This is a genomic window from Tessaracoccus aquimaris (genome assembly GCF_001997345.1).
GTDB classification, from domain to species: Bacteria; Actinomycetota; Actinomycetes; order Propionibacteriales; family Propionibacteriaceae; genus Arachnia; species Arachnia aquimaris.
Genome location: NZ_CP019606.1, coordinates 1,180,202 through 1,204,027, shown reverse-complemented (window position 1 = coordinate 1,204,027; position 23,826 = coordinate 1,180,202). Strand labels below are relative to the sequence as shown.

Here is a 23,826-nt window from a genome sequence, read left to right as displayed (position 1 = left end):
AGGAAGGGTCAGAACGAGCGGCCGCCGCGGGCTCGGAGTTACTCAACGAGCGCGGTGGGCCTACTCAGCCGTCACAGGAAGTACAAATGCATCTGATCAGTGTACAGGACACGGCTGAACTCTCGCCAGGGCCGTTCCGCTCGCCCCGAAGCACCCGCGGTCTCGGGCAGCCGGTCTCGCTGTCCGAAGCGGCTTCGCGCCCAGAGCTGCCACGCCTCTTGCAGGTCGAGGAGCGGCACCCGTGCCGGAGAATGGGTGCATGCCTGAATCTTGTGCTTTTTGCGGGTCGGTGGGGCCCCTGACTCGCGAGCACGTTTTCGGTCAGTGGGTGAGCAGGACTGGCTTGGATCTCGCTCCGATGCGTCATCACGCGGGCCCGATAAATGCTCTGCCGCGCGACATGGGGGAGCAGCCCCCGTTCCGGCAAACGGTGAAGAGCTTCTGCGGCTCGTGTAACAACGGGTGGATGAGCAACCTCGAAACGGTTGCGCAGCGAGTGCTGACCCCGTTGGTCCTCGACGAGCCCGGGACGATCGCGCTGGAAGACCAGGCGGCGATCGCAACGTGGGTGCAGAAGACCGCGCTGACAGCGATGCTCCTCTCTAGCAAGGAGCAGCGAGAAAACGGCTACGGGCTCGCCCCGTCGGAGTACAGGGCACTCTACGAGCGCCGCGAGCTGGTGCAACCGCTGGATTTCAGCCAGTTCTGGGTCGGCCGATTCGAGGGAGTCAAGGGATTCTCGGCTGTACGCGTCACTCCGCTGACGGTTCGCATCCCAGACTTTCCCGAGCCGCCGCTGCCCCAGGGCTACGCGATGACGATCGTCCTCGGGGCGCTCCTCCTGCACGGCGTGCGGTTCACCACTCCAGGCCTTCAGGCAGACACGAAGACGGAGCTGGGGATGCCACAGTTGTGGCCGTCGGAAACGTCGGTGATGTGGCCAGTGGGGCAGACGTGCACGGAGACGTCTCTGCTCGCTCTCGCGGATGGGGGGACGTTGCGCGCAACGGGTGGGGAGGTGCGGCTGCAACCCTGGTCTCACGCAGCTCACCTCCCGCAGAGCGCCTTCGAGAACGGTGCAATCAAAGTCCCGGCGCTGTGCCACAAGCACGACATCTACTACCCCGCGGCGCTATTGCAAGAAGCGCACCAGGGGCAGTTCTACGCATTCATGACTTCGTGCGAGTGCAGCGCCTATCTGATCCATACGGACTCTGACCGCATCCGCTTCCGAGCCGCGGGCGAACCGGAAGGCATCGCGGCCATGTACGCGGACCTGGTTGGCGACGAGTTCCTCATCGAGGACCAGATCGGGGAGTTCGCCTGCAAGAGGCTGCCCGCCTGAGGCGACCGGCAGCGCCAAGCGCGGGCAGGCACACCTGCTGCGTGTGACGGTCTCGATGCGAGTGATGTCCGCCGGTGACGGCTACAAGTACCTCCTGCGTACGGTAGCCGCCGCAGACGGCGACAGATCGTTTTCTACGCCCTTGACTCGCTACTACGCCGAGGCGGGAACCCCGCCGGGCCGATGGCTTGGGTCGGGCGTCGCGGCCCTCGGGAGCGGCCAGCTCGCGGTGGGTGATCGGGTGTCCGAGGCGCAGCTCCAGCTCCTGATGGGGATGGGCCGTGACCCGATCACTGGAGATCCCCTCGGGTTAGCGTTCCCGGCCTACAAGTCCGTCTCAGAGCGGATCGACGCGCGGATCGCAGACCTCGACTCAACTATGTCTCCCGGTGCAATGGGAGACGCGGTCGCGCAAATCCAGGCCGAGGAGACCGAGCGCGGGACGCGACGGGCGGTGGCCGGGTTCGACTTCACCTTCTCGATTCCGAAGTCTGCATCCGCGTTGTGGGCGGTCGCGGATGCAGGGACGCAGGCGTTGATAGGGGAGGCGCACCACACGGCAGTTGCTGAGGTAGTTGCATTCATGGAACGCGAGGTTGCAGCCACTCGCACCGGTGCAACCGCCGGCGACGGAGCCGTTGCGCAGGTCGATGTCACGGGACTGGTTGCGACGGCCTTCGATCACTTCGACTCCCGTGCCGGTGATCCCCATCTGCACACCCACGTCGTCATCTCCAACAAGGTCCAGACCGCTCTCGACGGGAAGTGGCGGAGCCTCGATGGACGGCCGATGCACGCCGCCGTCGTCGCGCTATCCGAATTGCACGAGGCCGTTTTCGCCGACCACATGACCCGCACCTTCGGCGTCGAGTGGGAAGCCCGTGACAGGGGTCGTGACCGCAATCCCGCATGGGCGATCAGCCGCGTGCCGGAGGAGTTGGTGGCCGAGTTCTCGACTCGCGCCCGGCACATTGATACCGAGACCGACCGCCTCATCGCCGACTACGTGAGCAAACACGGCAGGCGGCCACCCCCGGCGACGATCCTGAAGCTGCGCGCCCAAGCAACCCTCTCCACACGGCCCGACAAGGAGGTCCGGTCGCTGGCTGACCTCACTGTCGAATGGCGATCGCGCGCCACCGCCGTTCTCGGTCAAGACGCCACTACCTGGGCGCGCAACCTCACGGGCAACAACAGCCCGCTCCTGCTGCGCGCCGACGACGTGCCGTTGGACGCCATCGAAGAACTCGGTACCGCGGTAGTTGAGATCGTCGGTGAGAAGCGGTCGACCTGGCGGCGATGGAACCTGATGGCTGAGGCCTCGCGGCAGACGATGCACTGGCGCTTCGCGTCCATGCAGGACCGAGAGGCGATCGTCGGAATGATTGCTGACGCTGCCGAACAGGCGTCGCTGCGGCTGACCCCACCGGACCTTGCCACCAGTCCGGCGGCATTCCGTCGCGTCGATGGAACCAGCGTGTTCCGGCCCAAGCACTCGACCGTGTTCTCCTCCGAGCTGTTGCTGGCCGCCGAAGACCGACTACTCGACCGCTCACGCGCGTTGACGGCACCCGCGGTCTCGGTGCGTTCGGTCGAGAAGATCACCTCTCGCCCCGACGCCGAAGGTCGGATGCTGAGTGAGGACCAGGCCGACGCGCTCATGAAGATTGCCGTCTCTGGCCGGATGCTCGACGTACTCGTCGGTCCCGCCGGCGCGGGCAAGACGACGGCCATGAATGCCCTGCGCCGCGCGTGGGAAGCCGAACACGGCAGAGGGTCCGTGGTCGGACTCGCGCCGTCCGCGGTGGCCGCGCAAGTGCTGGCAGACGATCTCGGCATCCAGACCGAGAACACGGCGAAATGGTGGCAGAACCACCTTGTACACAGGACCTCGTTTGACGCATGTCAGCTCGTCATCATCGACGAGGCCTCGCTGGCCGGCACCCTGTCCTTAGATCGGATCACGCACCTGGCAGAGCGGGCAGGAGCGAAGGTGCTGCTGGTCGGCGATTTCGCCCAGCTCCAGTCCGTAGACGCAGGCGGCGCGTTCAATCTCCTGGTAGCCGACCGGGACGATGCGCCGGAGCTGGTTGACGTCCACCGCTTCACGAACGCGTGGGAGAAGACAGCATCACTCGCATTACGGCACGGACGCACGGCAGTGATCGGCACCTACCTCGACCACGACCGCATCCGAGGCGGTGAGGCCGATCTGATGACCGATGCCGCTTACTCGGCATGGCGAGCTGACAGAGAGTCAGGACTTGCATCGGTGCTGGTCGCGGAGACCCGCGACCAGGCGACCGCGCTCAACACCCGCGCCCGCGCAGACCTCATCCTCGACGGCACCTTGATGCCAGGCCCAGAAGTCGAACTCGCTGACGGGACGATGGCCGGCGCGGGGACACGATCATCACCCGCCGCAACAACCGCAGGCTGCGCAACGGCAAGGACTGGGTCCGCAACGGCGACACCTGGGCCATCAAGGACGTCCGCGACGACGGCTCGGTCACCATCCGCCGAACTGGACGCCGCTTCGGCGGAGCGATCGTGCTCCCGGCTGCGTACGTGGCTGAGCACGTTGACCTCGGCTACGCAGTCACGGCTCATCGCGCACAGGGCATCACCACCGATACCGCGCACGTCCTGGTGGAGCCGACCACGACGAGGGAGAACTTCTACGTCTCGATGACCCGCGGCAAGCGCTCCAACCACGCCTATGTGGTCCTCGACCGAGCCGACGACAACCACGCCGCCCCGCACCCGGGCGACAACCCCGACGCCACAGCACGTTCCGTGCTCTACGGCGTCCTGCAACACGTCGGTGCCGGGCTGTCCGCGAACGAGACCATCACCAACGAACACGAACAGTGGGGCTCGGTCGCCCAGCTCGCCGCCGAGTACGAGACCATCGCGGCGGCCGCTCAGCGCGACCGCTGGGCGGCTCTCATCCGCGACTCTGGTCTTACAGAAGATCAGGCAAGCGCTGCTGTCGACTCCGATGCGTTCGGGGCTCTGACTGCCGAGCTACGTCGGGCCGAGGCAAACCATCACGATCTCGACCGCTTGCTCCCGCGTCTCGTGGCGGCGCGGGGATTCGGTGACGCCGACGACATCGCCTCGGTCCTCCACCACCGGGTGGCGCGGGCAACCGCAGGCCCGGCACGCTCCGGCCGCGTACGCGAGGCGCCGCGGCTGATCGCAGGACTTGTCCCCGCTGCGAGCGGTCCCATGGCCCACGACATGCGCCAAGCACTCGACGAACGACGCGACCTGATCGAAAAGCGAGCCGATGCCGTGCTCGACAGCGCCCTCAGCCAAGTAGCCGTGTGGACGAAAGCTCTCGGCTCGCCACCTCGCCCGGAGGCAAAGCGACACGCCTGGCTAAGGAATACCCGCATCGTGGCCGCCTACCGCGACCGATATGGCATCACCGACGACACTCCTCTCGGCCCCACCCCGGTGGCGACCGCGCAGAAGATCGATGCCGCCCGTGCGAAGGCGGCGCTCGACGGGGCACGTAGTGTCACAGCAGGCCCGGAAGAGGCGCCGGGGCGGCAACGTGGACGCGAGCCACTGGGCCGTTCGTTCTGATCGCCGGCCCTTCCCGGTGTCGCCGCGAAGTCGTATCGTAGATGTCGAGGCGGCCTCTATATTGGCGCTGTCGCTCCTCGCGACAGTATGACCTTCCCCGGCAACGGGCGGTCCTTTCAGGTTCTTGTCGCCGAACCCTCGAAGAGGACTGTCCATGTTCCGACTCATCTGGGCGCTCAGCGTTCGCACCCGGTACTTCCTGCGCCGCTACATGCCCACCAACATCCTGCTCGACGCAATCCGCACCAGGCGCGGCCTGCGATGGGGAGTCCCAGCGATGCTGCTGGCGATCCCGTACCTGTACGCCGCGAGCATCTGCGCGCAACTCGCTGAGAACGGCGGTCCCGGGTGGCTGCATCTCTTGGTGCTGCTGTTCATCTGGAACGCGCTGAAGTTCGCCTTCATCGGGCCCATCAGCCTCGTCCTGTTGATTCGTGTTCGCCTCAGGGAGGTCTCACGCTCACATCGTGCCGTGGATGTCGGCGCGGCTCAGTAGCCTCATGACCGCCACCGGTAGGATGGGCGAAGGATGTCAGCACTCAACTGAGGGAGGCGAGAGATGGCGCGCGCCGACCTGCTTCTGGACCTCGTTGAGGCCGAGCGTCACGGGGACCGTGATCGGTTCCGCACCCTCGTAGAAGCGGTGATCGCCGAAGAGCGTGCCAACCAGCACCACCTAGTGGCGGACCGTCTCTCTGAGCTGATCACCACGACCGGGCAAGGGCTTGTCCGCGATGATCGCGCCACCGCGATTCGAGACCTGGTTCACGAAGTCGTCCCCAGCCGTCGCCTCGATGACCTTGAACTCGCCCCCGTTCCACGGCGGGTCGTCACAGAACTGATTGAGGAGCAGAAGCGCGCTGAGCTGCTCCGCAGTTACGGGATCGAACCTCGCAACCGGCTCCTACTGTCCGGCCCCCCGGGCAACGGTAAGACCAGTGTTGCGGAGGCTATCGCTTCCGAACTGATGCTCCCCTTCTACGTGATTCGTTACGAAGGCGTCATGTCTAGCTTCCTCGGCGAGACAGCCGCCAGACTCGACAACGCCTTCGAGTTCGCGCGCACGCGACGATGCGTATTGTTCTTCGACGAACTCGACACCATCGCGAAGGAGCGGTCAGATCAGCACGAGACGGGCGAGATCAAGCGCGTCGTGTCCACCTTGCTGCTCCAGATAGACCGCCTCCCTGCGCACGTACTCTTCGTCGGCGCGACTAACCACAGCGAACTACTCGACCGCGCCGCATGGAGGCGCTTCCAGATTCGGGCCGAACTTGAACCCCGAGCCGCTCCGAAGCAACGCGGTTCCTCGAACGGCTCGCCGCACGGCTCGGCGGTGACCTCGGCTTCACTCCACGCACATTGGCAGACAAACTCGCCGGAGCCAGCTACTCCGAACTGGAAGAGTTTGCTCTCGACGTGCGCCGCCGAGCGGTGCTGGAACTGCCGGAGAGTAACCTACGGCGGATTGTGCAAGAACGTCTTGAGCACAGGCGCGGTCAGGCCACTGCGTGACCGCGGAGCGCCGACCGCTCCTGGCATTCGGTCCGCCAGTCGTCGCCGAACGGCCCACGCAGACTCCGCGAGACATGCCGCGCCTATCCAAACCCAGTGCGGGCAGGCAAGGAGAGCGGCTAGCGCCTCAATTCGGTGACCTGACCGCAGCGTTCGACGCCGAGCGGGTGCGTCTCTCCGCGGAAACCCCCGACGAAGTTGATCCGGCACTGGTGGTTGTTTTCGACCTCGCAGGCAGCATCAAGGACTTCCGCAACGCGATCGACCAGATCGACGGTCTTGAGTTCCTGTCCGAGTTGCTGGGGGACCGCTCCGATCCGGACGACGACTTCTACATGGCCGAACGGGAAGCTGGGCGCACGGACAAACCCGTCGCGCACTCCCTGTACCTCGTGATGTCGAACGCCAAGGCGATCGAAGAACTCTTGAGATTGTTCACCCTGTGGCAAGAAAATCCATCGGCCTCATTCGAGCACGGCCTTGGCAAGTTCAAGTCGGCGTTCCAACAGTTGACCGCGATCCGACGATGGGGTCCAGAGGACCGCATCCGTGAGACAGGGCTGCGCGAGCAGTGGCAGGAAACCCTCGACCTCGTCGGACAGTCCTTCAGCACGGTCATGGTCGAAATCGAACTTTGGTACCGACACGACGCGGTGCAGCGCGTCAGCGCCCAGACCCACGTTGAACAAACCATCGCTGCCAGCGGTGGACGAATCATCGACCACTCACAGATCGGCGACATCGGCTATCACGCGGTGCTCGCGGAACTTCCTATCCAACAAGTTCATTCCGTACTCAACAATGGCGCGGCGTCCATCCGACTGCTCACAACCGACGAGGTCATGTTCGTCAGCCCGTTCACGCCCATGAGCGTCGCGCCACCTACCCTCGAACCTGTCGCCGAAGTTCGACTCCCATCCGGAGATCGAGTGGATGGGTTGCCGCGCATCGCACTCCTTGACGGGCTTCCGTTTCCGAACCACGACGCCCTCTCAGGCAGGCTAGTGGTCGATGACCCTGACGGCCTTGCTGAAAGCTACCCGCTGTCATCACGCAACCACGGCACTGCGATGGCCTCACTCATCGTGCAAGGCGACCTCTCCATCGGCGGCGAACCTCTGGACCGCCCTTTGTACGTGCGACCCATCATGCGGCCCCACGAGTTCGCCGCGGGGTACGAGCAGATCCTCCCCAACAGACTCCTCACCGACCTCCTACACCAGGCCATCAAGCGCATTGTCGAGGGCGAAGGGGGAAGGGCAGCAGTGGCACCCAGCGTCCGAATCGTCAACCTCTCCATTGGTGCCCAAGCGAGAGCCCTCGTGAGGAGAATGAGCCCCGTCGGACGTCTGCTCGACTGGCTCGCCCACTCTTACAACCTGCTTTTCATCGTGAGCGCAGGCAACCACAGCGACCCGATTATCATCCCCGCCGCGAACCTTACAGATTCCAACGCCGCACGGTCAGCGGCAACTCGTTCCGTCTACGACGCCGCGCTCCTACGGGGCATCTTGCCCCCGGGCGACGCACTCAACGCACTCACCATTGGCGCCACTCACGAAGATGGACTCGGAGACATCGACGTGCCCGACACCGTCTGGGACATCACCCACCCAGGCGCGCCCGCTCACTACGGTGCGACAGGTCCAGGTGTCGATCGATCCGTCAAGCCGGACCTCCACCACACCGGCGGAAGGGCGCTCTACACCCGCCCGATCACCACGCCCGGTGACGAAACAGTCACCATCGAGCCGGCCCATACAGCAATCGCGGGCCCTGGCCTCCAAGTAGCCGCTCCCGGACGAGCTGGCGCGACCAATAACACCGTGTTTACGGTCGGCACCAGCAACGCCACCGCATTGGTGACGCGCGAGGCGAGTCGCCTGTTCGACATCCTGGAAGCAGGCGCACCCGACGCCCAGGACGCAGCATTGCCCGATCCGCAATACCACCCACTGCTCGTACGCGCCCTCCTTACCCACGCAAGCAACTGGGGCGACTGGGAACCGAGACTCCGCCGCGAACTCGGACTCAGCAACCAGCAGGCCCGCCGGAGCCTGACAGCGCTTCTCGGATATGGGCGGCTCGACGCCAGCCGGCTCGGAACCGCCGCAACAAACAGAGCTGTACTCGTTGGCGGAGGACTGATCGCGCGGAACCAGCGCCACACGTACGACTTGCCGCTGCCGCCGTCCCTTCGCGCGCGAGCGGAGTGGCACCGCTTCACGATCACCCTCGCATACATGGTTCCGACCGTGGGTCAGCTCACAAGGTATCGAGGTGCCAAGGTCTACTTCGCGACACCCGATACCAGCCTCGCCGGCGGAGACCGAACGGACGCCGAGCACAACGCGGTCAGGCGGGGGAGTCTCCAGCACGAGATCGTCCAAGGGACTCGAACGATGGTCTTCGGCGACGGAGACGCGTTCCCCATCCACGTCGAATGCATGGACGATGCCCAACGGCTCCGTGCAGGCAAGACCGTCCGCTACGCGCTCGTGGTCTCCGTTGAAACGGCCGAGGAAACTTCCACGACCATCCATGATGAGGTTCGCGCGCAGCTCCGACAGCGGATCTCTGATCGTACGCGCGAGAGAATTCAGGGGAATGGCTAGAGCAACGAGCGCTGTCCAGAGAGACGTAGAGCTCGCGCACGCGGTTGGAATGGTTAGGTCCTTCGGCGCCTTTGTCGTCGTTGGCGCAGGCTTGTCCGCCGGTGGCTACCCCATGACAGCGCAGCTCCCGCCTCTTATCTGGCAGGCAATCGAAGATGTTCCCGACGCTCTCGCGGAGTTGCGGGCACGCACGAGCGCCACAGGAAGCGCGAAAGAAATTCTGTCGTCAGACTCCGCGGCTCTCCAGGTGGGGTGGGAGCTTATTCGAGAGTTTCCATCCGCCAGGCTGTCCTTTCAATCAGCCTTTGTTGCTCTCGATGCTGACCGAGAACCGTCGAGCGCTCACTTCGACATTGCTCGTCTCGTCAACACCGGACACGTCGAGGCGGTGGTCTCGTACAACTGGGATACCTGCCTCGAGCGAGCCCATGAGCGCATGTACGGAGTCGGATTGCCCGCCGGCCTTCTGCACAAGCCGCACGGGGACGCCGCCCACCCGGAAGGAAACTGGGTGCTTCCGGACGAGGACGGCCAAGTTCCCGCAGGGGTACTCGACCGAGTCATAGAACTCTCGGATCGGCCGCGAACACTCATGGTGCTCGGCTACAGCGGCAGCGATGCGACTGTCGTCGAATCGTTGCTTGCACCGCTGGAAGAGCGATGGCCTGTTGTCCGCGTCGGACCGTCTGCCACCGGCGACGGAGCGATCGTGGGCACCGCTGATTGGGCACTCGCGGCATTTGCTACAGCACTTGCGCCCGTCGACCCGCTAAGAGGGTGGAAGTACGTCACGTTCCTCCGAAGTCGGAACTTTCTGGCGGCGCTGAGGGGAGAGCGTCTGCGTCCGACAGATGTGGATGCGTGTCCTGAACTGCCGGCTGCTCCGCGACTCGCGGAGCGGTTGCTCGCGTCGCGGTTCGCGACCTTATCTGGGTCTAGCGGTACGGGAAAATCTGTCACGGCATTCCACGCTGCTCGTCGGCTCAACCGCGAGGGATGGAAGGTTGTTGAACTGAAGCAAGCCGGCGTTGCTTCAACTGTCGATGTAGAAGAGTTCCGTCGTCTGAAAGGTCCCGTGCTTGCGGTGATCGACGACGCCCAAGCCATTGAGCGAGGAGTGGTCGCTGATTTTGAATCGTCCGCGGATGACACGCACGCTGTCCTCTTGGTTTCCACAGAACGGCTGGAGACTCGGGACGATGAGACACTTCTCGCGGCCCAGGCGGTAAGAGTTCTCGATCAGTACTGCCGAGCCAACATTGACATGGTCGCCCCGTTGCTGACGCAACTTGATGACCGAGTGCGATGGTCCGTCTTCTCGGATACGCCTGAGCAACGTCTCGACCTCGCGGCGCGCACGGCTACAGAGCCATGGCTCTACATGTTCGTGGCGTCAGGCGGCGAGCGTCGTATTGTCGGTGCACTGGATCGGGCTGTTGAGGACGTTGACGCCGCCCTGGTGCTCGCGTTCATCTGCACAGCTCAGATGACGTCGAGAGACGCAGGCGTTACACGTGAGGAGCTTGCCTCTGTGGCCGCGAAGCAGGCGAGCGCCCGCTTCGGTCCGGAGGGTGCACCGCAAGTGGATCGCATCGACCGGGCACTGTTGCTTCTGACTAACGAGAAGCTCATCCGCGAACATGACGGCCGCGTCCGGGCCGCACACATCCGGATCGCTGAGCGGGCCTTGCAGAATCTCGGACAACGCGAAGCCGACGGGATCGGGGCCACAGTACGAGCGGGCGTTCGTGCAGCCCTTCTCGACAACCAAGTTGAAGTTGCGGGCAAGTTTTGGCTTTTTCGAGTATTCGATCGTATGGACGCGTACCGCTACCGGTGGGCCACCTCAATTCTCGACCAGGAGGTCTCCGAGAGTCTTCTCCGCCAGTGCCTCGCAGCGACGCCTGGTAGCGACCGCGGCGTCGCACTGAACCTCCTCTGGGCCTCCGAATGGCTGCTCAAACTGCCCGAACCAGCCGCCGATGAGCTTGCGAGCAGCATCATCCAGTGGCTTCCGTATGTGGCAGCCGAAGAAGTCAACGGCTACCGATGGATGTTGAGTGGGCTTCGTTCAAATCACGAAGCTGCTTACGAGAGAATTCGGGGCGCCGCCGCGGCCAGAATGATTGCAAAACGGCTTTCTGTCGCGGGGACCCGCTGGTCGGCGATGGACTGGACCCACCTCATCCAAGAACTCTGCCCAGACTGGCGGAGCGGAAACCTCCTTGCCTGGAGCGACGAGTTTGAGAGCGGCGTCGACCCAGATGCCCTCACACGTTGGCTGTCGGAGAGGGACTCGCGATCGCACCCGTTTGAGGTGTACGACCTCATCGACGCGCTCGCCTCCATCGCCCCTCGCACAGCCAGAACGGTCTTCGAGGCCTGCGCCGGTGAGATTCGGGACGCGATGGAACATGACCTCGCGGATGCGGCAAGTAACTTCTCAGACTGGATCTTCGGCACGATGATCCTCGTAGCCATGCTCGCCGATGCACCATCCGCACGCGATGACGATGATGATGATGACGAACGCGAGCCCCACGAGTCGGACGCCGCTCGCACGGCATTCATGGAAGCTACCGAGCCTGGGCTTCGTGAACTAGCCGCGACCGTTCTCTCAGAGATGGAGGCGGTTGACTGGACCGCCGCTGCTCTCTCGCTGGAACGCAAGAAGAAGTATCAACTCCACAACCTCGACCTGCTGCTCGCGTGGCTCTCGTACCTGTCGACAGGCATTACGGACGAGATCGCCAGCAACTTGTCGACGGACTGGCTCTTGCGTGTCGTCGAAGAGGCACGTGAGGAAGGATGGCCTGAAGGCCGTCCTTTCGGCGCGATCGAGCACCTGCTCCACCATCTGAGCTGGGGAGAGCGGGGCAACGGCGTCGTGCGCGGGTTCCTCGAAGAGCATGAGAAGGACATTGAGCCGTTCCCTTCCGCGCTCGTGAGGCAGTACCCAGACCTCGCCATACGTTCGATCCGCAGAGGGGCTCGCGTGGAGACTCACGCTCCAGCCGGCTCGGGATGGGGAACACTCACCGCCGATCTAGGCGCCATCGCAGGCATCGATCGGGACGCGGCAATCCAATGGCTCAGCCAGATGCATGGCGACCTCGTGCCGGCCATTACGAAGCCTCAGAACCATGATCTGGCAGGGATAGCGCGATTTATCGCTCTCGCAGATGACCTGGATGCCGCTGTCCTCGACGCTGCCATCAATCAGATCGATACTGCCGCTGCCGCAGACGTCTGGACGTCAAGATGGGCAGACGCACGCGCCCGCGTTCAGCCGCTCCTTGAACGCGTCTCGAAGACCTCAGGTGATGCGGCAGGACTGGCCTTGTCCGTAACCAGCCTGGAGTAGTGGACTCCGCGAGCGTCACCGATGGCAGGCTGATCGTCATGGCAGATCAAGACGCTCACTTCCGCGTTATGGATGAGGCGCTGAAACATTCCGAAGGTCGCGCCAAGGGTGGCGAGCCCTGCGTCATCTGTGGTGAACCGATACCAGCCAGCGCCCACTGGGTTCAACGTGACAGACATGTGTGCTCGGGACGGTGCAACAGCCTGTTGCGCCGCCGCTACGGACGGGGCAGCGCGAGCATCGACGCCGAGGGGGTGGCAGCGGCGGTCGAAGCTGTCGGGCCCCGACCGAACCCGCGCACCAGCGGTCCTCGCGTGTTTCAAACCCGGCCGGACGCCCTCTTGCCTGAACTACCTATCGAATGGGAGGGATATGGTCCGCACCCCGGTGACGTGGTCGAGCGTTACGGCATCCTGACCCAGTACCTCGTCCAGGACATGCCCGACAACTACTTCACCTCGCGGGTCGTGATAGCCGTTGCCGAGAGCGGCGACATGTTTGTTGCCGGTGCCACTAGCGATGGCTACTACTCATCCTTGGTGATCGGGCCGCACGCCCCAGGAGGCGAACGGCTTGAAGGCCAGTTGTTCAGCCACACTTTCCAAGTCAACGGCGTGCTGTGTGAATGGCGTCGCGAGCGTATTACGGACCTACAGCCCGACGGCGTGGACTACTTCTTCTGGGAGTGCTACGCCGCGGCCCCCGTCGATTCGCCGCACTATCCTGCGCCGATGCATTCGGCTCGCTACCGAGCGGAAATGGATCGTCGACGCCGAGTCAGCAGCAACGCAGCCAAGCATGAACGGAGGGCGCGGGAGGAAGCGGCCATCGAGCGATTCGACCCGTTGGAGGTGTACGAACGGGACCGTTGGCTTTGCGGTATCTGTGGACAGGAGGTCGACCCCGAAGTGCTGCATCCCGACGCCATGAGCGCGAGCTTGGACCACGTCGTGCCGCTGTCGAGAGGCGGAGACCACACCCGAGACAACTCAGTGCTCGCTCACCTGATCTGCAACATTCGCAAGTCGGCGAGTTGAGATGACGAACATGGCAGTCTCGCGGCCCGGGATGTGAAGTGGACCAATCAGGTGACCAACAGCCAGCAAACCGTGCAAATCGTGATGCGCAGAGCACGCTCGTGAAATACAAAACCCCAGGTCAAGTGGCCTGGGAGTCGTACGCCTGGCACCTGGGGGTCAGGGGGTCGCAGGTTCAAATCCTGTCAGCCCGACAGAAATGCCCCGATGAGAAGTCATTTCATCGGGGCTTCGTCATGTCGGGCGACGGGTTTTTGCTGGTCCCCCTCCGGACCCCTCGTCGAGGAGCCCGACGCTGCGGCGGACTGTTTCAGCCGCTCGAAGGCGCCACCCTGTGGACTAGGGGACCAAAGGGCCCAGACCGCCGCAGGGGCGATCTCGTACATCTACAGTGACCGTGGAGCCTTGCTGCGAGGCGAGTCCCCGGCCTTACCGAGCGGGCCAGAATGGGGTTCGCCTGCTCTGCGGCCGATGCAAGGTGGTATTGCAAGGCGCCGAACGAGCCTGGACAGTGGCATACCCTCGCCCGGATTCTGAACGACTCCGACCACGATACCGACCCTCCTCAGCCCGCCGACTTGAAGACCTGATACGACATGCTCAGAGAAATCAAGAGGCGCCACGGCGTGAGCACGTCGCCGCCGACCATCGGCATGGCCGCGTAGTAACCGTTCCAGGAGCGGCTCGCCGGAGTGGCCAAGACCGGTCGAAAGAGGTCTAGTTATGTGATCGGGCGCTTCAACGACTGCCAGCACTTTAGGCTCCTGGTGTCGCTGCCGAAGTCGCGCTCGACGGGTCAGGGCAGCCGGCTGCTCCGAGAGGTCTACTGGAGGTCGCCTAGAAGTACTGCCAGCATGGCTTCCTCGTGGAGGGCTCTGTTCAGCTTGTTCATCGCGTCCGCCAGACCGGGAGCCCACGCAACGTCCGGGACCTTCCCTGCAAGAGGCGGCGCGCTAGGAAGCCGGGGCGCAGCCTGAACGTATTCGTGGGCGCTCATCCGCCAGGGTCGCGCGCCTCGCGCGTACAGGCGAGTGGCAATTGCTAACCCGGCGACATCGAAGTCGCCATGGTACAGAACGTCAACGCCTTCTTGGACCAGTCGGTCAAGAACAGTGAGGCCGATCGATGCTGGATTGCCTGAGAAGCAAAGCAGCGGTCCGCGAGCGCCTGAGGTGATTGCGGCCTGGAGCACCTGGGGATTCTCGCAAGCCCACACTTGCTGCCCCGGAACTCCCCATCGCTCTTGTCCCGCGGAGACCTTCCATTCCTGCATGGTCACATGGCTGACGAGACCGGCTTCGGCTCGCTGCCGCATCATCTTTGCCCAAGGCCCATCACCAGGTGGCCGTAGCCCCCACGCGATCAGCGTGCCGGACACCGTGTCGGCTGAGACGCCGATGCGCAGCCACAACTCGCGCCTACCGGGGCCAGTGGACGGCATAGGTGTTCCGGTTGCCAGCGCAGCGGCTCGGAGGACGAGGAGCGATGCAGCGGTGCCGTCGTCGAGACCGTGCGCGTCACCAGCGCACTGCGACGCCAACTGCGCGATCTCCCACGTTGGCTCAGGCAGGACGTCCGATATGAGATTCGTCGACAGCAGGGCGAGCGCTCTGCTCGCGACCGCTACTGTCTGGGCTGCGCTATCGCCGCTTCTCGTCAGCAGCCCCGTGCGCCGAACGCTCTCCACCAACGCTGATACCCACGGCTGTGCTGACAGTCCAGCAGCCTCCACGCCGGCCTCAAGTGCCGCGAGCACAGACGCCCTGGATTTCGTCCGCTCCCGCCGGACGCTTTGCCTGTCTATGAGCGGGCCGGTGAGCTCCACGCACACCGAGATCAGGCCACGAGCAGCCGCGGAGCGCCGTAGCGCGGCATCGACGCTCTCGAGCTTGATCCTTACGTTCCCAGTCGGCACCGAGGCGCCTAACAGACCGCCGACGGCATCGGCGCCCTCATCATCGAGATTGACAGAGACGGTTCCAGCCGGAACGAGACCGTTTCTCTCGAGGCGGCTTCTGACAGCGGCCCACAGCGGGTCGAGGCTCTGAGCCGCGAGGTATCGACGCACGGGGCCGGTGAGTCGTGGATCATCCTTCGACTGGTTCGGCGCCATCAGGCGACCCGCATGTGGCGAGTGTGACCATCCCAGTGGACATGCGTAGTCACGGCCGGCCCATCGCTTTCCCGGCGAATCTCGTAGACGTCGAGGCTTGGAACCTCGGGGAACGTGCCCCACAGCCCATGACCGGTCATGCAGAAGTCGATGTCCAGGCGAACCAGAAGTCCCATGAGCTCAGCGATCGTCGGCGTGTCGACCTTTGCGAAGGCGTCGTCGAGGACGATCAGGCGAAGCGCTCGGTCCGCATCTGGAAGGCCTGAGAGGTGTGCATCCACGGCGGCGAACAGGATCACATAGGAGACGAATCGTCGCTCGCCCTGGGACAGCGGGGTGCGTCGGGTGACCGGAACGTCCTTCACATGTCCGAGCTCAGGGCGGGTGAGAGCCATCTCGATCCTGTGCCATCTGCGATAGTCGAGGGCGTGCTTGAGGTGGGTGGCGTAGCCGACGGTTGGGTCGATGGCGTATGCCTCCTCCACGCGAGCACGCAGCAGCTCCACAAGCTCTGCCGTCTCGTGCGGCGGGCGGAGATCTGCGGAGGTCGCGGTCAGCTCAAGGATTCGTGCGATCGGAGTTCCTGCATCCTCTGCTGCGCGCCAGTGGAGCTTGACCTTGATGCCGTGGCTTGTGGAGATGCCCCCGAGACTAGTGTTCATCGCGGCGACCAGTTCGCTGGACTGGCGAGTCCGTCGACGCAGTTCTTCACCGACTCCACCGATCACGTACTCCGTGAACACGGTGCGCTCGCGTTCCGACACGGCGTCCTTCGCTTGCAGGGCCTTCTCTTCGATGCGCGAATGCGCCGCGGCGATGGGAAGTCGCGCTTCTGCGTCAGCGAGTTCGACCAGATGGACGTTGCTCGCGACGGAGACGATGACCTCGTAACTTGCACCCAGGTCACGAATCAATGCGTTCTCAGCTCTAATGAGCGCGGTCTCTTCGACGGCCGGACCTGTCTGCATGGCGTTACGCATCTCGCGGAGCAGCCCACGCACGCTGTGCGGCGTGACAGTCTCGTCAGCAAGGTCTCGACATCGCTTCTCGATCTCGTCTGCGCGATCGCGGAAGACCGCGCTCGCAAGCCCGTGGAGGGTCAACCCGGTGTTCAGCTCTGAGACGGAGCTTCGCAGGTGAGACGCCGACCCTGTCGCCTCGGCAGCGGCTGCTGCGGCGACGTTGACGGCGACGGCGGCGTCCTTGCCGATCTGCTCACTGTTGTCCCGCGCCTCCTGGAGCGCTTCCTTGGCAGACGTCAGTTCCGTCTCACGGTCGTGCAGCTGCCGATTGATATCGGAGGAGTCGAGACCAATCGTCTGCTCCAGCGTGTCGAGCTCTTCGTGTCCTTCGGACCATTCGGCCCATGCCTGCTTGGCAGAGCGTTCTGCAGATTCGCGACGGCCTCGGTGCGTCGGGACCGCCTGCGCAAGCTTCTCGTGCGCAGCCAGCTGAGCGTTGAGGCGGCGAGTCTGTGCCTGGGCGTCGCGGCACACAGTCACTGAACTCGTGGCTTGCTCCCTTGCATCCGAGAGTCCTTCGATGGTGTGCGGCAGATTGTTGTGGTCGCAAGCGAGTCGGTGATCGGCGTTTGCCTTCGTCCAGGCTGCGAAGAGCTCGTGGGCGCGTCCCTCCTTTGCAAGCGCTGTGGATCGGTCGTCCGCCGCGCGACCTTGCGCTACCGTGGCGAGGCTCCGAGCAGTCGAGAGGTCTCGGCTCTGCGGCGCGGAACGAACATGAGCCGACAGTGCCTCGTCACGGGCACGCAAGGACTCGTACTGCTCGTCTCTGATGAGCCGGGCTCGATCGAGCCCGGCGAGCTCCTGATCGATCTCTTCGATGCGTCGCGCGCGCCATGCCGCCCGTGCCGATGCCCCGATGTGCTCGGCGGTCGCGGCGCGATTCTGTCCGTGTAAGGGGCCGTTCCCCCAACTGCCGTCCTCCGCAACCCATGTTCGGTTGCCTGCCGGACCGCGTCCGATGCTTTGAAGGAGGGCACTGACGAGATCAGCGCTCACGGGCGAGTCGGGATCGACGCTGAGGAGACTGCTGATCGACGCCTCGGCCTGCTGCGCCTCACCGATTAAGAGCCTCTGTCCGTCGAGTGGCACAAGGCTACCGTCTTGAGTGACGCCGGCCGTCAATATGCCTGCAGCGAGAAGCGCCCCTTCCAACGCACCTCGCTCGTCGTCGCCGAGGCCCACGGCGAAGTCGACGCATTGCCAGAACGGGACGGCCTGTGGCGGCAACAGAGTCTCCCATGGAGCTACCGGCGGCTCGGGGTCATGAGCCGAGAGCCACCTGTTGCGGTCAGACTCCAACTGCTCCCGTCGAGCTTCGTCTGCGGCAGCCTGCGCGTCGAGCGCCGCGCGTTCGGAAGCCGAGCGCAATCGCGCGGGCTCTGAGGAATGCACCGCGATCTGGTCCAGATCGGTGAGGTCGACATCGAATGGGCCCAGGCCGGCAAGGCTGTCTACATCGACGAGAAGGGGGTGCAAGATCGTGCCGTGCCACTCGACGTCACCTAACAGATCTGCGGTCTCGGTCAGTGCCGTCCAACGCCGCCACTCATCCGCGTAAGTGCGCGCTGCAGAGTCACGTCGAGTCTCGGCGTCGTCGGCATCGCCTGCTGATCGCTCCGCGTTCTCGGCGGCAAGGTCGGCCTCCCGCTGGGCGGTGGTCGCGGCTTTCTCCTCTTCAAGGAGGCTGGAAGCTACGCTTCGGCGAGCGTTGGCGAGATCGGCCCTGGCAGTCGCGCTTTCTATGGCGTTCGCGAGGGCTCGGGCCACTGATGACATATCTTCGGGCTCGATCGCAAGCAGACGCGGTGCCGGTCTCGGGATCATTGTCAGGTCATCATGAAGACCCACACGGACCGGGTCCTCCTGCGGCTGCGGATCGAGGAGTTCGACGCTGGCGACGGTCGGGAACGAGGTTGTCGGCACCAAGGCGGCGCGGAGCTGCGTGCCAGCCGTGCCCAACGCCCCAGACAGTTCTGTGGCTATGGTCTTCAGCTCCGTTGCGGCCTGGTCGACGCGGGTGACGGCCTCGCCCTCCTCGCGTCGAGATTCTCTTGCCGAGTCGAGACGGCCTGATGCCGCCTTCTCGAGGGCGGAGACGCCGCGTCGGAGATTCTCCAAGTCGAGCCCAGCCAGATATGCAGGGGATTGTCTGAGCGCGATGATCACGTTGCTGAGGCTTGTCACGTCCTCGTCGAGTCGGTCACGGCTGATGATCGCGGCTCGTGACTGTTCGGCGAGCGTGTCTCGATGACTGGCACGCGTCTCCGCCGTTGCCGCGCTGTCAGCGGCGTTTACAGCCGCGGCCTCGACCGAGCTGATCGTTGCTGACAGCACGCCTGCGGCGTATCGCTGATATGTCGCAAGGAATGCCGACACCCGTTCCAGAGAGGATTCCAGCCGTTGCTGGCTGGCACGAGCCTCTGATAGCGCGTCAAGTCGACTGCCTGCATCCACGAGCGCCTGTTCGGAGAGCGGTGGAAGCGCCTCGGACAGCAGGCGTGGAAGGTTGCCTTCGTCAATCTGGTTTCCTACATCGGGCGACCGCAGGGTGTGCAGAAGTTGGAGGAGTCCGGAGTAGCGCTCATCACCGGTTACGCCAGTCAGCCCAAAGACTCCGTTTCGGACTCGTTCCCGGTGCAGTCTGGCCACATCGGTGAGATTGTCCGGGCCGATCCTGCTTGCGAGTTCTTCTCGACGCAGCGGCTGACGCTGATGGTCGATCAGCACAAGATCATGCCCCACACGGAGCGGGGTGATGAAGTACCAGACCTTCGCCTCGTGCGTCGACGTGGAGTACTTCACATGGGCGCCGAGCGTGAGATGTTCCTGTTCCCCTGTGCCGTCGCGCTCCAGCTCAAGCCAGAGATAGCCGACGCGGTTTGTCTGCCCTTCTCCGCCGGCCTTCATGAGGACTTCCATGCGGACATTGGCGGAGCCGGTCGAGTCCATTCGCCGTCGATCGCCGTCAAGGAGGAAGGGTAGGAGCATCTCCATCGCACGGCTTTTGCCCGACCCGTTGGCGCCTCGCAGGATCATCCGACCTCCGGAGAAGTCGAACTCGTTGTCGTAGTAGTGCCACACGTTGCTGATCCCGGCGCGACTCATCCTCCACCGCTCCGGGTGGTGACGTGGGACGGTTGTCGCGGTGTGGTCGACAGAGGTCATCGTCATGGCTTCTCCTCGAACCAAAGAGGGCTTGAATTGTCGTCGATCGTCGAGCCCATGCGACGCGCGGCGCGGGTGGGCAAGCGTTGCGGCTCTGGTCGGTAGCGGGCAATGGCCGGGTGGATCAGCAGGCCCGTCTCGGTGCCTTCGGCAAGGCTCATCGACTCCAAGAGGCGGACGGTATCATTGAGCAGAAGCGACGCGTTCGTCCGATATCCCTCGCCGAAGTAGGGGCCGTACCGCTCGATCAGCAACTCAACGTTCGCCTCGACGGTCGACCACGGCGCAAGAGCGCCAGGTCGGGTGGGCGGGGTTTCCTTCGGGAATCCATCGTCCGAAGCCTCTTCGGTGGCGACGGGGAGGGTGACGATTTGTCCCGCCTTGGGCGAGAGGTCATCAATGAGGGCGTTGGTCAGGAGAAGTGCGGCGTGGGCGACCGTGCTCCTGCCCGGAAACGTCAGGTCGGTGACGTCGTCGTCCGGGTCGTAGGCGAGGGCGCCTTCGGCGCGGACTTCGAGGACAAGTCCGAAGTCCTCGTCAAGGACGCGCGTGAGCTCGGTGCGCTCCCTGGACAGTACGTCACGCTCGGCATCGCTGAGGTCTTCGCGTCGAACGAGGGGGTTTTCGATGAGCTTACGGCGAAGTGCGCGCCGCGGCTCGTCCTGATTCGCGCTTGTGAGCTTGGGTGTCAGGAGCGTAGCGGGGGTGTCGATGTCCCGCAGGGTTCGGGCGAGCAGGTGTGGAAGGAGGGGGCGGTTGACGTCGAGAAGGACCTCGTCTGCGCGAAGCCCCCAGGCGACAACTGTGCCCTCTGTCTCGTGCAGAGCGCCCCAGTCGATGAGCAGGTGAAGCGCTTGGACGAGATGGCGGGCCTCGTCGGTGGATTCGCTGAGTCTCAGGTCGGCCGATGCGGCGTCGGCACGGACCTGCTCTACGAGCGCGGAGAGGAGCACCTGGTCGCCGACCGCTGGCGCTAGGAGGGCCGAGCACAGCAAGGCTAGGCATGTGTAGGTGCGTGAGGTGAAAGGTTGCCCTGTAGTGCGCAATGCGGGGCGCGGCGCTGTGTCTGCATCGAGAGGGGCCTTTGACAGCCGCGCGAATCCTGTCTCGATGATCAACGAGTACCCGGTGCGGCTGAAGTACATCTGTCGAAGCCAGGGTGCATGCCGACGAACCAAGGCGAGCTGATCGGGGTGATGCAGTCCTGAGAGGATCGGATTTGCCAGCAGAGCGCGAGCTGCCAGACGTCGTTCGACGGCCTCATGGGCAGAGGTCACGGATGGACTCATGCCAGGGCCGCCTCTCGAGGTCGGGCATCATCGGTCTCCTGGTCGGGTGTTGCGTGAAGCGAAACCCCGTGGATCGACACCGCTCCGTCGGATGCCGATATGACCGTCACCCTGTTGGGATCTGGCACGACAGTGAGCACCATTCCCAGGTCGGTGTCAGAGAACGAGAGGGTGGAGGATAGGTCCTGGTGGATCGCCATCAGGTTGCCGAGCTGGTCCATGACCAGATCACGGGCTGCGGGCGAGACGTGCGCTCCGTCAAGATCACCGGCGGCCACCAGCTCTGCCGACGCGGCGCGTCGTGCCTCGATCTCGAGTCGGGCGGAGGCCAGCACAGCCTCACGCGCGAGGCCAGGGTCGGGGACGGGAGAAGTCCGTCCTCTTGCGCTTCTGTCGCCGCGCTCGCGAAGACTGACCGGCACGTCGACCGGCGCGGCATCCCACCACGACGTCGAGACCCCGTCGACCGTAAGAGCGATGTCGGGGCCGAGAAGCAAGTGGCGGGACGAATAGGCGCCGAACGCTGCGGCAAATAGGCGGTGGGCGGTGTCCATGTCACTCTTGTCGAACCAACCCGCGAGTTTGATCAGATCATCGCGTCGTGAGAGTCCTGTGCCTGCTGCGGCGAGCATCCTCTTGGCGTTGGTGAGCAACTGCCCCAGCGCCTGATCAGCCGCCGCCCGCAACGTGTCAGGCCCCGACCTACCTGCGGACCCTGTGTACCAAGCTGTCAAGAGGGCCCACTCCTCAGCAGTGCGGCCTGCTTGCTGTTCGGCGGCGGACCCATCGTGCGCGATCAGACGTGCCTGAGTGTCTAGGAGCGTAAGGAGCGTGTTCATGCGGCCGTCGATCTGGCCAAGCCTGTCGATGATTGCCGGGGTATGACGAGTGACATCGGCAGTGATCAGTCCGATGTAGGTGAGGAGGAGTTCCTTGAACTGCTGATACTCGCTGCCGACAAGGTCATATCGAGTGAGTACCTGATTCAGATAGGCATAGAAGTCCGAAACGGACTCGTTGAAGAGTCGTTGGTTGCTGAACACAACTGTCACATCACCGGCGAGCGCCTCGACATCGAGCGCGCTGACGGACTCTCCGGCATCGGCTAGCGCTAGGACATCGAGCCTGCTTAAGATCGAGTCGAGCCGCTCGACGGTCGCGCCAAGCAACTCTCGGGCGACTTCGCGGGCTCCCTCCGAAGCAGACATGATGCTCTCGGTGTCCCTGTAGATTCTTCCGCCAAGCTTCGATGCATGGAAGCGGTTCCGGCCGCGGTGGAACTCGCGGATCGTCGCCGCGTGCGTGTCTCGCACACCCCGAACGAGGTTCCCCCATCTCTCGAGCGCTTCACACCGCGCGTAGACCTGATCCTCGGTGAGATGGTGGCCTCGCTCGGAAAGCAACGCTGCGGCTTCTGCGGGTGAGTAGTCGGCGAGAAGGGGTCCCGCAAGCAGCCCGAGCAGCGCTCGGTACTCCTCAGCCAGAGGAGAGGTGAGGTAGCGAAAGAGGTCGTGTCTGGTCCCCGTGACGAGGATCTGCTCGGGCGCGCTCGACTCAGGCTGATCCAAACCGTTGCTCGCCACGGCCATATCGCGCTCCTTACTGCTGACCGACATTCCGTCGCGGTCGCGAGAGGCTGTCACGACCGACGATCACAGTCTGGCCGAGAGCACCGACATCGGAGAGCGATTCGGCGATCGGGATTCACGTCGAAGGCTCTTCGAGAGGTACTCGTGCGAGGGCGATCTTCGTGAAGCCGAGACGGTTGAGGTCGCGGACTGTCTGCATGAGCGTGAGTCGGCTGAAGAACGGGAGCACTCCCTTGTAGCCGCTGGACGGAGGGGCGACTCCGGTGACGGCTCGCACGATATCACGGAGGATGTCGACGCCGAAGGCGGGAAGTTCAGCTGTTCGGCGGGTCTTGGTGTTCCTTGACACCACCGTTTCGTCGAACAGCTTGGTGTCGAGGCTGCGTATCTGCTTCTCGTCAATGAGATTGAGCGCGACCTTTAGCCCAAAGCGCCGTTCAATCTTGGCCCGGTCGAGGAAGCTCCGCCCGTATCCGAACGTCAGTGCGAACGTATGGCCGTCGACGGTCAGTAGCAGCAACCCAGAGGCTGATGCTGACTGCACGCCGTGGATGCCGCCCTCGACTGCTGGCTCGACGTACTTCGCCCAGCTTGGGGTGCTGGGGAAGTTCTTCCGTGAGTAGAAGCGGCCCACCAGCCCGGACGACTCGGTGAGCTTGCTGGTCTCTAGCCCGGCTGAGGCGTCGTCGTCGATTGCATCGTCAAATGCCTCGACGTCTCGAAGCAAGAAAGTTGTCAATCGCTGAGTGCGCACGCCCCTCACCTCCCCATTGACGGCAAGAATGAGATTACCGAAAGTAGGTCACCTCCACTTCAGATCTTCGAAGCGAGTCCGTTGAGGTCGAGACACCCCAGGGGGACCAGAAGGAGGACCAGGGTCTACCCGTCGCCTGCGTCTCACTAGGCTTCCTCTCCATCTGGTTGAGCGCCACGCGCCGAGACGGTCAAGGCCCCACCTAGGGGGTCAAGGGGTCGCAGGTTCAAATCCTGTCAGCCCGACGAAATGCCAAGTGGGAGTCGATTTCCCGCTAGGTATTTCTGCTTGCTGAACCGTGGCTTCGTGGTTTGGGTACCTCGCCACTTGTTCGGTGGTTTAGGTGCTGAGCTGCGGATGCCGCAGTGGCAGCGGCTCGGGCGAGGCGCGTGTTCCGACCTTGGGAACACTTGGTGTCGATCGT

The 23,826-nt window shown here is 64.0% G+C and carries 13 protein-coding genes; 8 read left to right on the top strand and 5 right to left on the bottom strand.

The genetic code is table 11. The features are described from left to right. The first annotated feature begins 466 nt into the window (after nt 1-466). From BW730_RS05690 to BW730_RS05660, 8 genes are all read left to right on the top strand, one after another. Nucleotides 467-1,345: a hypothetical protein gene (locus tag BW730_RS05690; RefSeq protein ID WP_077687536.1), complete on the top strand. Its 879-nt coding sequence runs from the start codon at nt 467-469 to the stop codon at nt 1,343-1,345. Nucleotides 1,346-1,388: 43 nt separating this feature from the next. Continuing rightward, a complete protein-coding gene (gene mobF / locus BW730_RS05685) occupies nt 1,389-4,037 on the top strand; it encodes a MobF family relaxase (protein WP_226997091.1) in 2,649 nt (882 codons plus the stop codon). Beyond that, nucleotides 4,034-4,939, top strand: coding sequence for a hypothetical protein (locus BW730_RS19100; RefSeq protein WP_226997090.1), 906 nt, complete (start codon nt 4,034-4,036; stop codon nt 4,937-4,939). The genes mobF and BW730_RS19100 overlap by 4 nt, the downstream gene beginning before the upstream one ends. Nucleotides 4,940-5,093: 154 nt before the next feature. Next, on the top strand, nt 5,094-5,435 hold the full coding sequence (locus BW730_RS05680; RefSeq protein WP_077685414.1) for a sulfate permease: 342 nt from the start codon (nt 5,094-5,096) through the stop codon (nt 5,433-5,435). A 63-nt stretch (nt 5,436-5,498) separates the two neighbouring features. Then, on the top strand, nt 5,499-6,593 hold the full coding sequence (locus tag BW730_RS05675; protein ID WP_226997089.1) for an AAA family ATPase: 1,095 nt from the start codon (nt 5,499-5,501) through the stop codon (nt 6,591-6,593). Further along, nucleotides 6,529-9,069, top strand: a complete 2,541-nt coding sequence (locus tag BW730_RS05670; RefSeq protein WP_226997088.1) for a S8 family peptidase — start codon at nt 6,529-6,531, stop codon at nt 9,067-9,069. The genes BW730_RS05675 and BW730_RS05670 overlap by 65 nt, the downstream gene beginning before the upstream one ends. Then, the gene (locus BW730_RS05665) at nt 9,062-12,433 is read left to right on the top strand and encodes a hypothetical protein (protein WP_145952741.1); all 3,372 of its coding nucleotides are present in this window, start codon (nt 9,062-9,064) and stop codon (nt 12,431-12,433) included. Before BW730_RS05670 ends, BW730_RS05665 begins: the two co-directional genes overlap by 8 nt. Next, a complete protein-coding gene (locus tag BW730_RS05660; protein ID WP_077685411.1) occupies nt 12,433-13,470 on the top strand; it encodes an HNH endonuclease in 1,038 nt (345 codons plus the stop codon). The genes BW730_RS05665 and BW730_RS05660 overlap by 1 nt, the downstream gene beginning before the upstream one ends. 823 nt (nt 13,471-14,293) lie before the next feature. Here the strand turns inward: BW730_RS05660 and BW730_RS05655 are convergent. The 5 genes from BW730_RS05655 to BW730_RS05635 form a co-directional block, all read right to left on the bottom strand. Next, a complete protein-coding gene (locus BW730_RS05655) occupies nt 14,294-15,583 on the bottom strand; it encodes a TIGR02679 family protein (RefSeq protein WP_077685410.1) in 1,290 nt (429 codons plus the stop codon). Next, entirely contained in the window at nt 15,583-19,776 is a 4,194-nt protein-coding gene (locus BW730_RS05650; protein WP_077685409.1) for a TIGR02680 family protein, read from the bottom strand. The genes BW730_RS05655 and BW730_RS05650 overlap by 1 nt, the downstream gene beginning before the upstream one ends. Beyond that, a complete protein-coding gene (locus BW730_RS05645; RefSeq protein ID WP_077685408.1) occupies nt 19,773-21,059 on the bottom strand; it encodes a TIGR02678 family protein in 1,287 nt (428 codons plus the stop codon). Before BW730_RS05645 ends, BW730_RS05650 begins: the two co-directional genes overlap by 4 nt. After that, nucleotides 21,056-22,648, bottom strand: coding sequence for a DUF2397 domain-containing protein (locus BW730_RS05640; protein WP_077685407.1), 1,593 nt, complete (start codon nt 22,646-22,648; stop codon nt 21,056-21,058). Before BW730_RS05640 ends, BW730_RS05645 begins: the two co-directional genes overlap by 4 nt. A 115-nt stretch (nt 22,649-22,763) precedes the next feature. Beyond that, nucleotides 22,764-23,375, bottom strand: coding sequence for a DUF6119 family protein (locus BW730_RS05635; protein ID WP_158522486.1), 612 nt, complete (start codon nt 23,373-23,375; stop codon nt 22,764-22,766). Nucleotides 23,376-23,826 lie beyond the last annotated feature (451 nt).

Coding starts and splice junctions, on each gene's coding strand:
- BW730_RS05690 (WP_077687536.1), top strand. CDS start 467: ATGAGCAACCTCGAAACGGTTGCGCAGCGAGTGCTGACCCCGTTGGTC.
- BW730_RS19100 (WP_226997090.1), top strand. CDS start 4,034: ATGACCCGCGGCAAGCGCTCCAACCACGCCTATGTGGTCCTCGACCGA.
- BW730_RS05680 (WP_077685414.1), top strand. CDS start 5,094: ATGTTCCGACTCATCTGGGCGCTCAGCGTTCGCACCCGGTACTTCCTG.
- BW730_RS05675 (WP_226997089.1), top strand. CDS start 5,499: ATGGCGCGCGCCGACCTGCTTCTGGACCTCGTTGAGGCCGAGCGTCAC.
- BW730_RS05670 (WP_226997088.1), top strand. CDS start 6,529: ATGCCGCGCCTATCCAAACCCAGTGCGGGCAGGCAAGGAGAGCGGCTA.
- BW730_RS05665 (WP_145952741.1), top strand. CDS start 9,062: ATGGCTAGAGCAACGAGCGCTGTCCAGAGAGACGTAGAGCTCGCGCAC.
- BW730_RS05655 (WP_077685410.1), bottom strand. CDS start 15,583: ATGGCGCCGAACCAGTCGAAGGATGATCCACGACTCACCGGCCCCGTG.
- BW730_RS05650 (WP_077685409.1), bottom strand. CDS start 19,776: ATGACGATGACCTCTGTCGACCACACCGCGACAACCGTCCCACGTCAC.
- BW730_RS05645 (WP_077685408.1), bottom strand. CDS start 21,059: ATGAGTCCATCCGTGACCTCTGCCCATGAGGCCGTCGAACGACGTCTG.
- BW730_RS05640 (WP_077685407.1), bottom strand. CDS start 22,648: ATGGCCGTGGCGAGCAACGGTTTGGATCAGCCTGAGTCGAGCGCGCCC.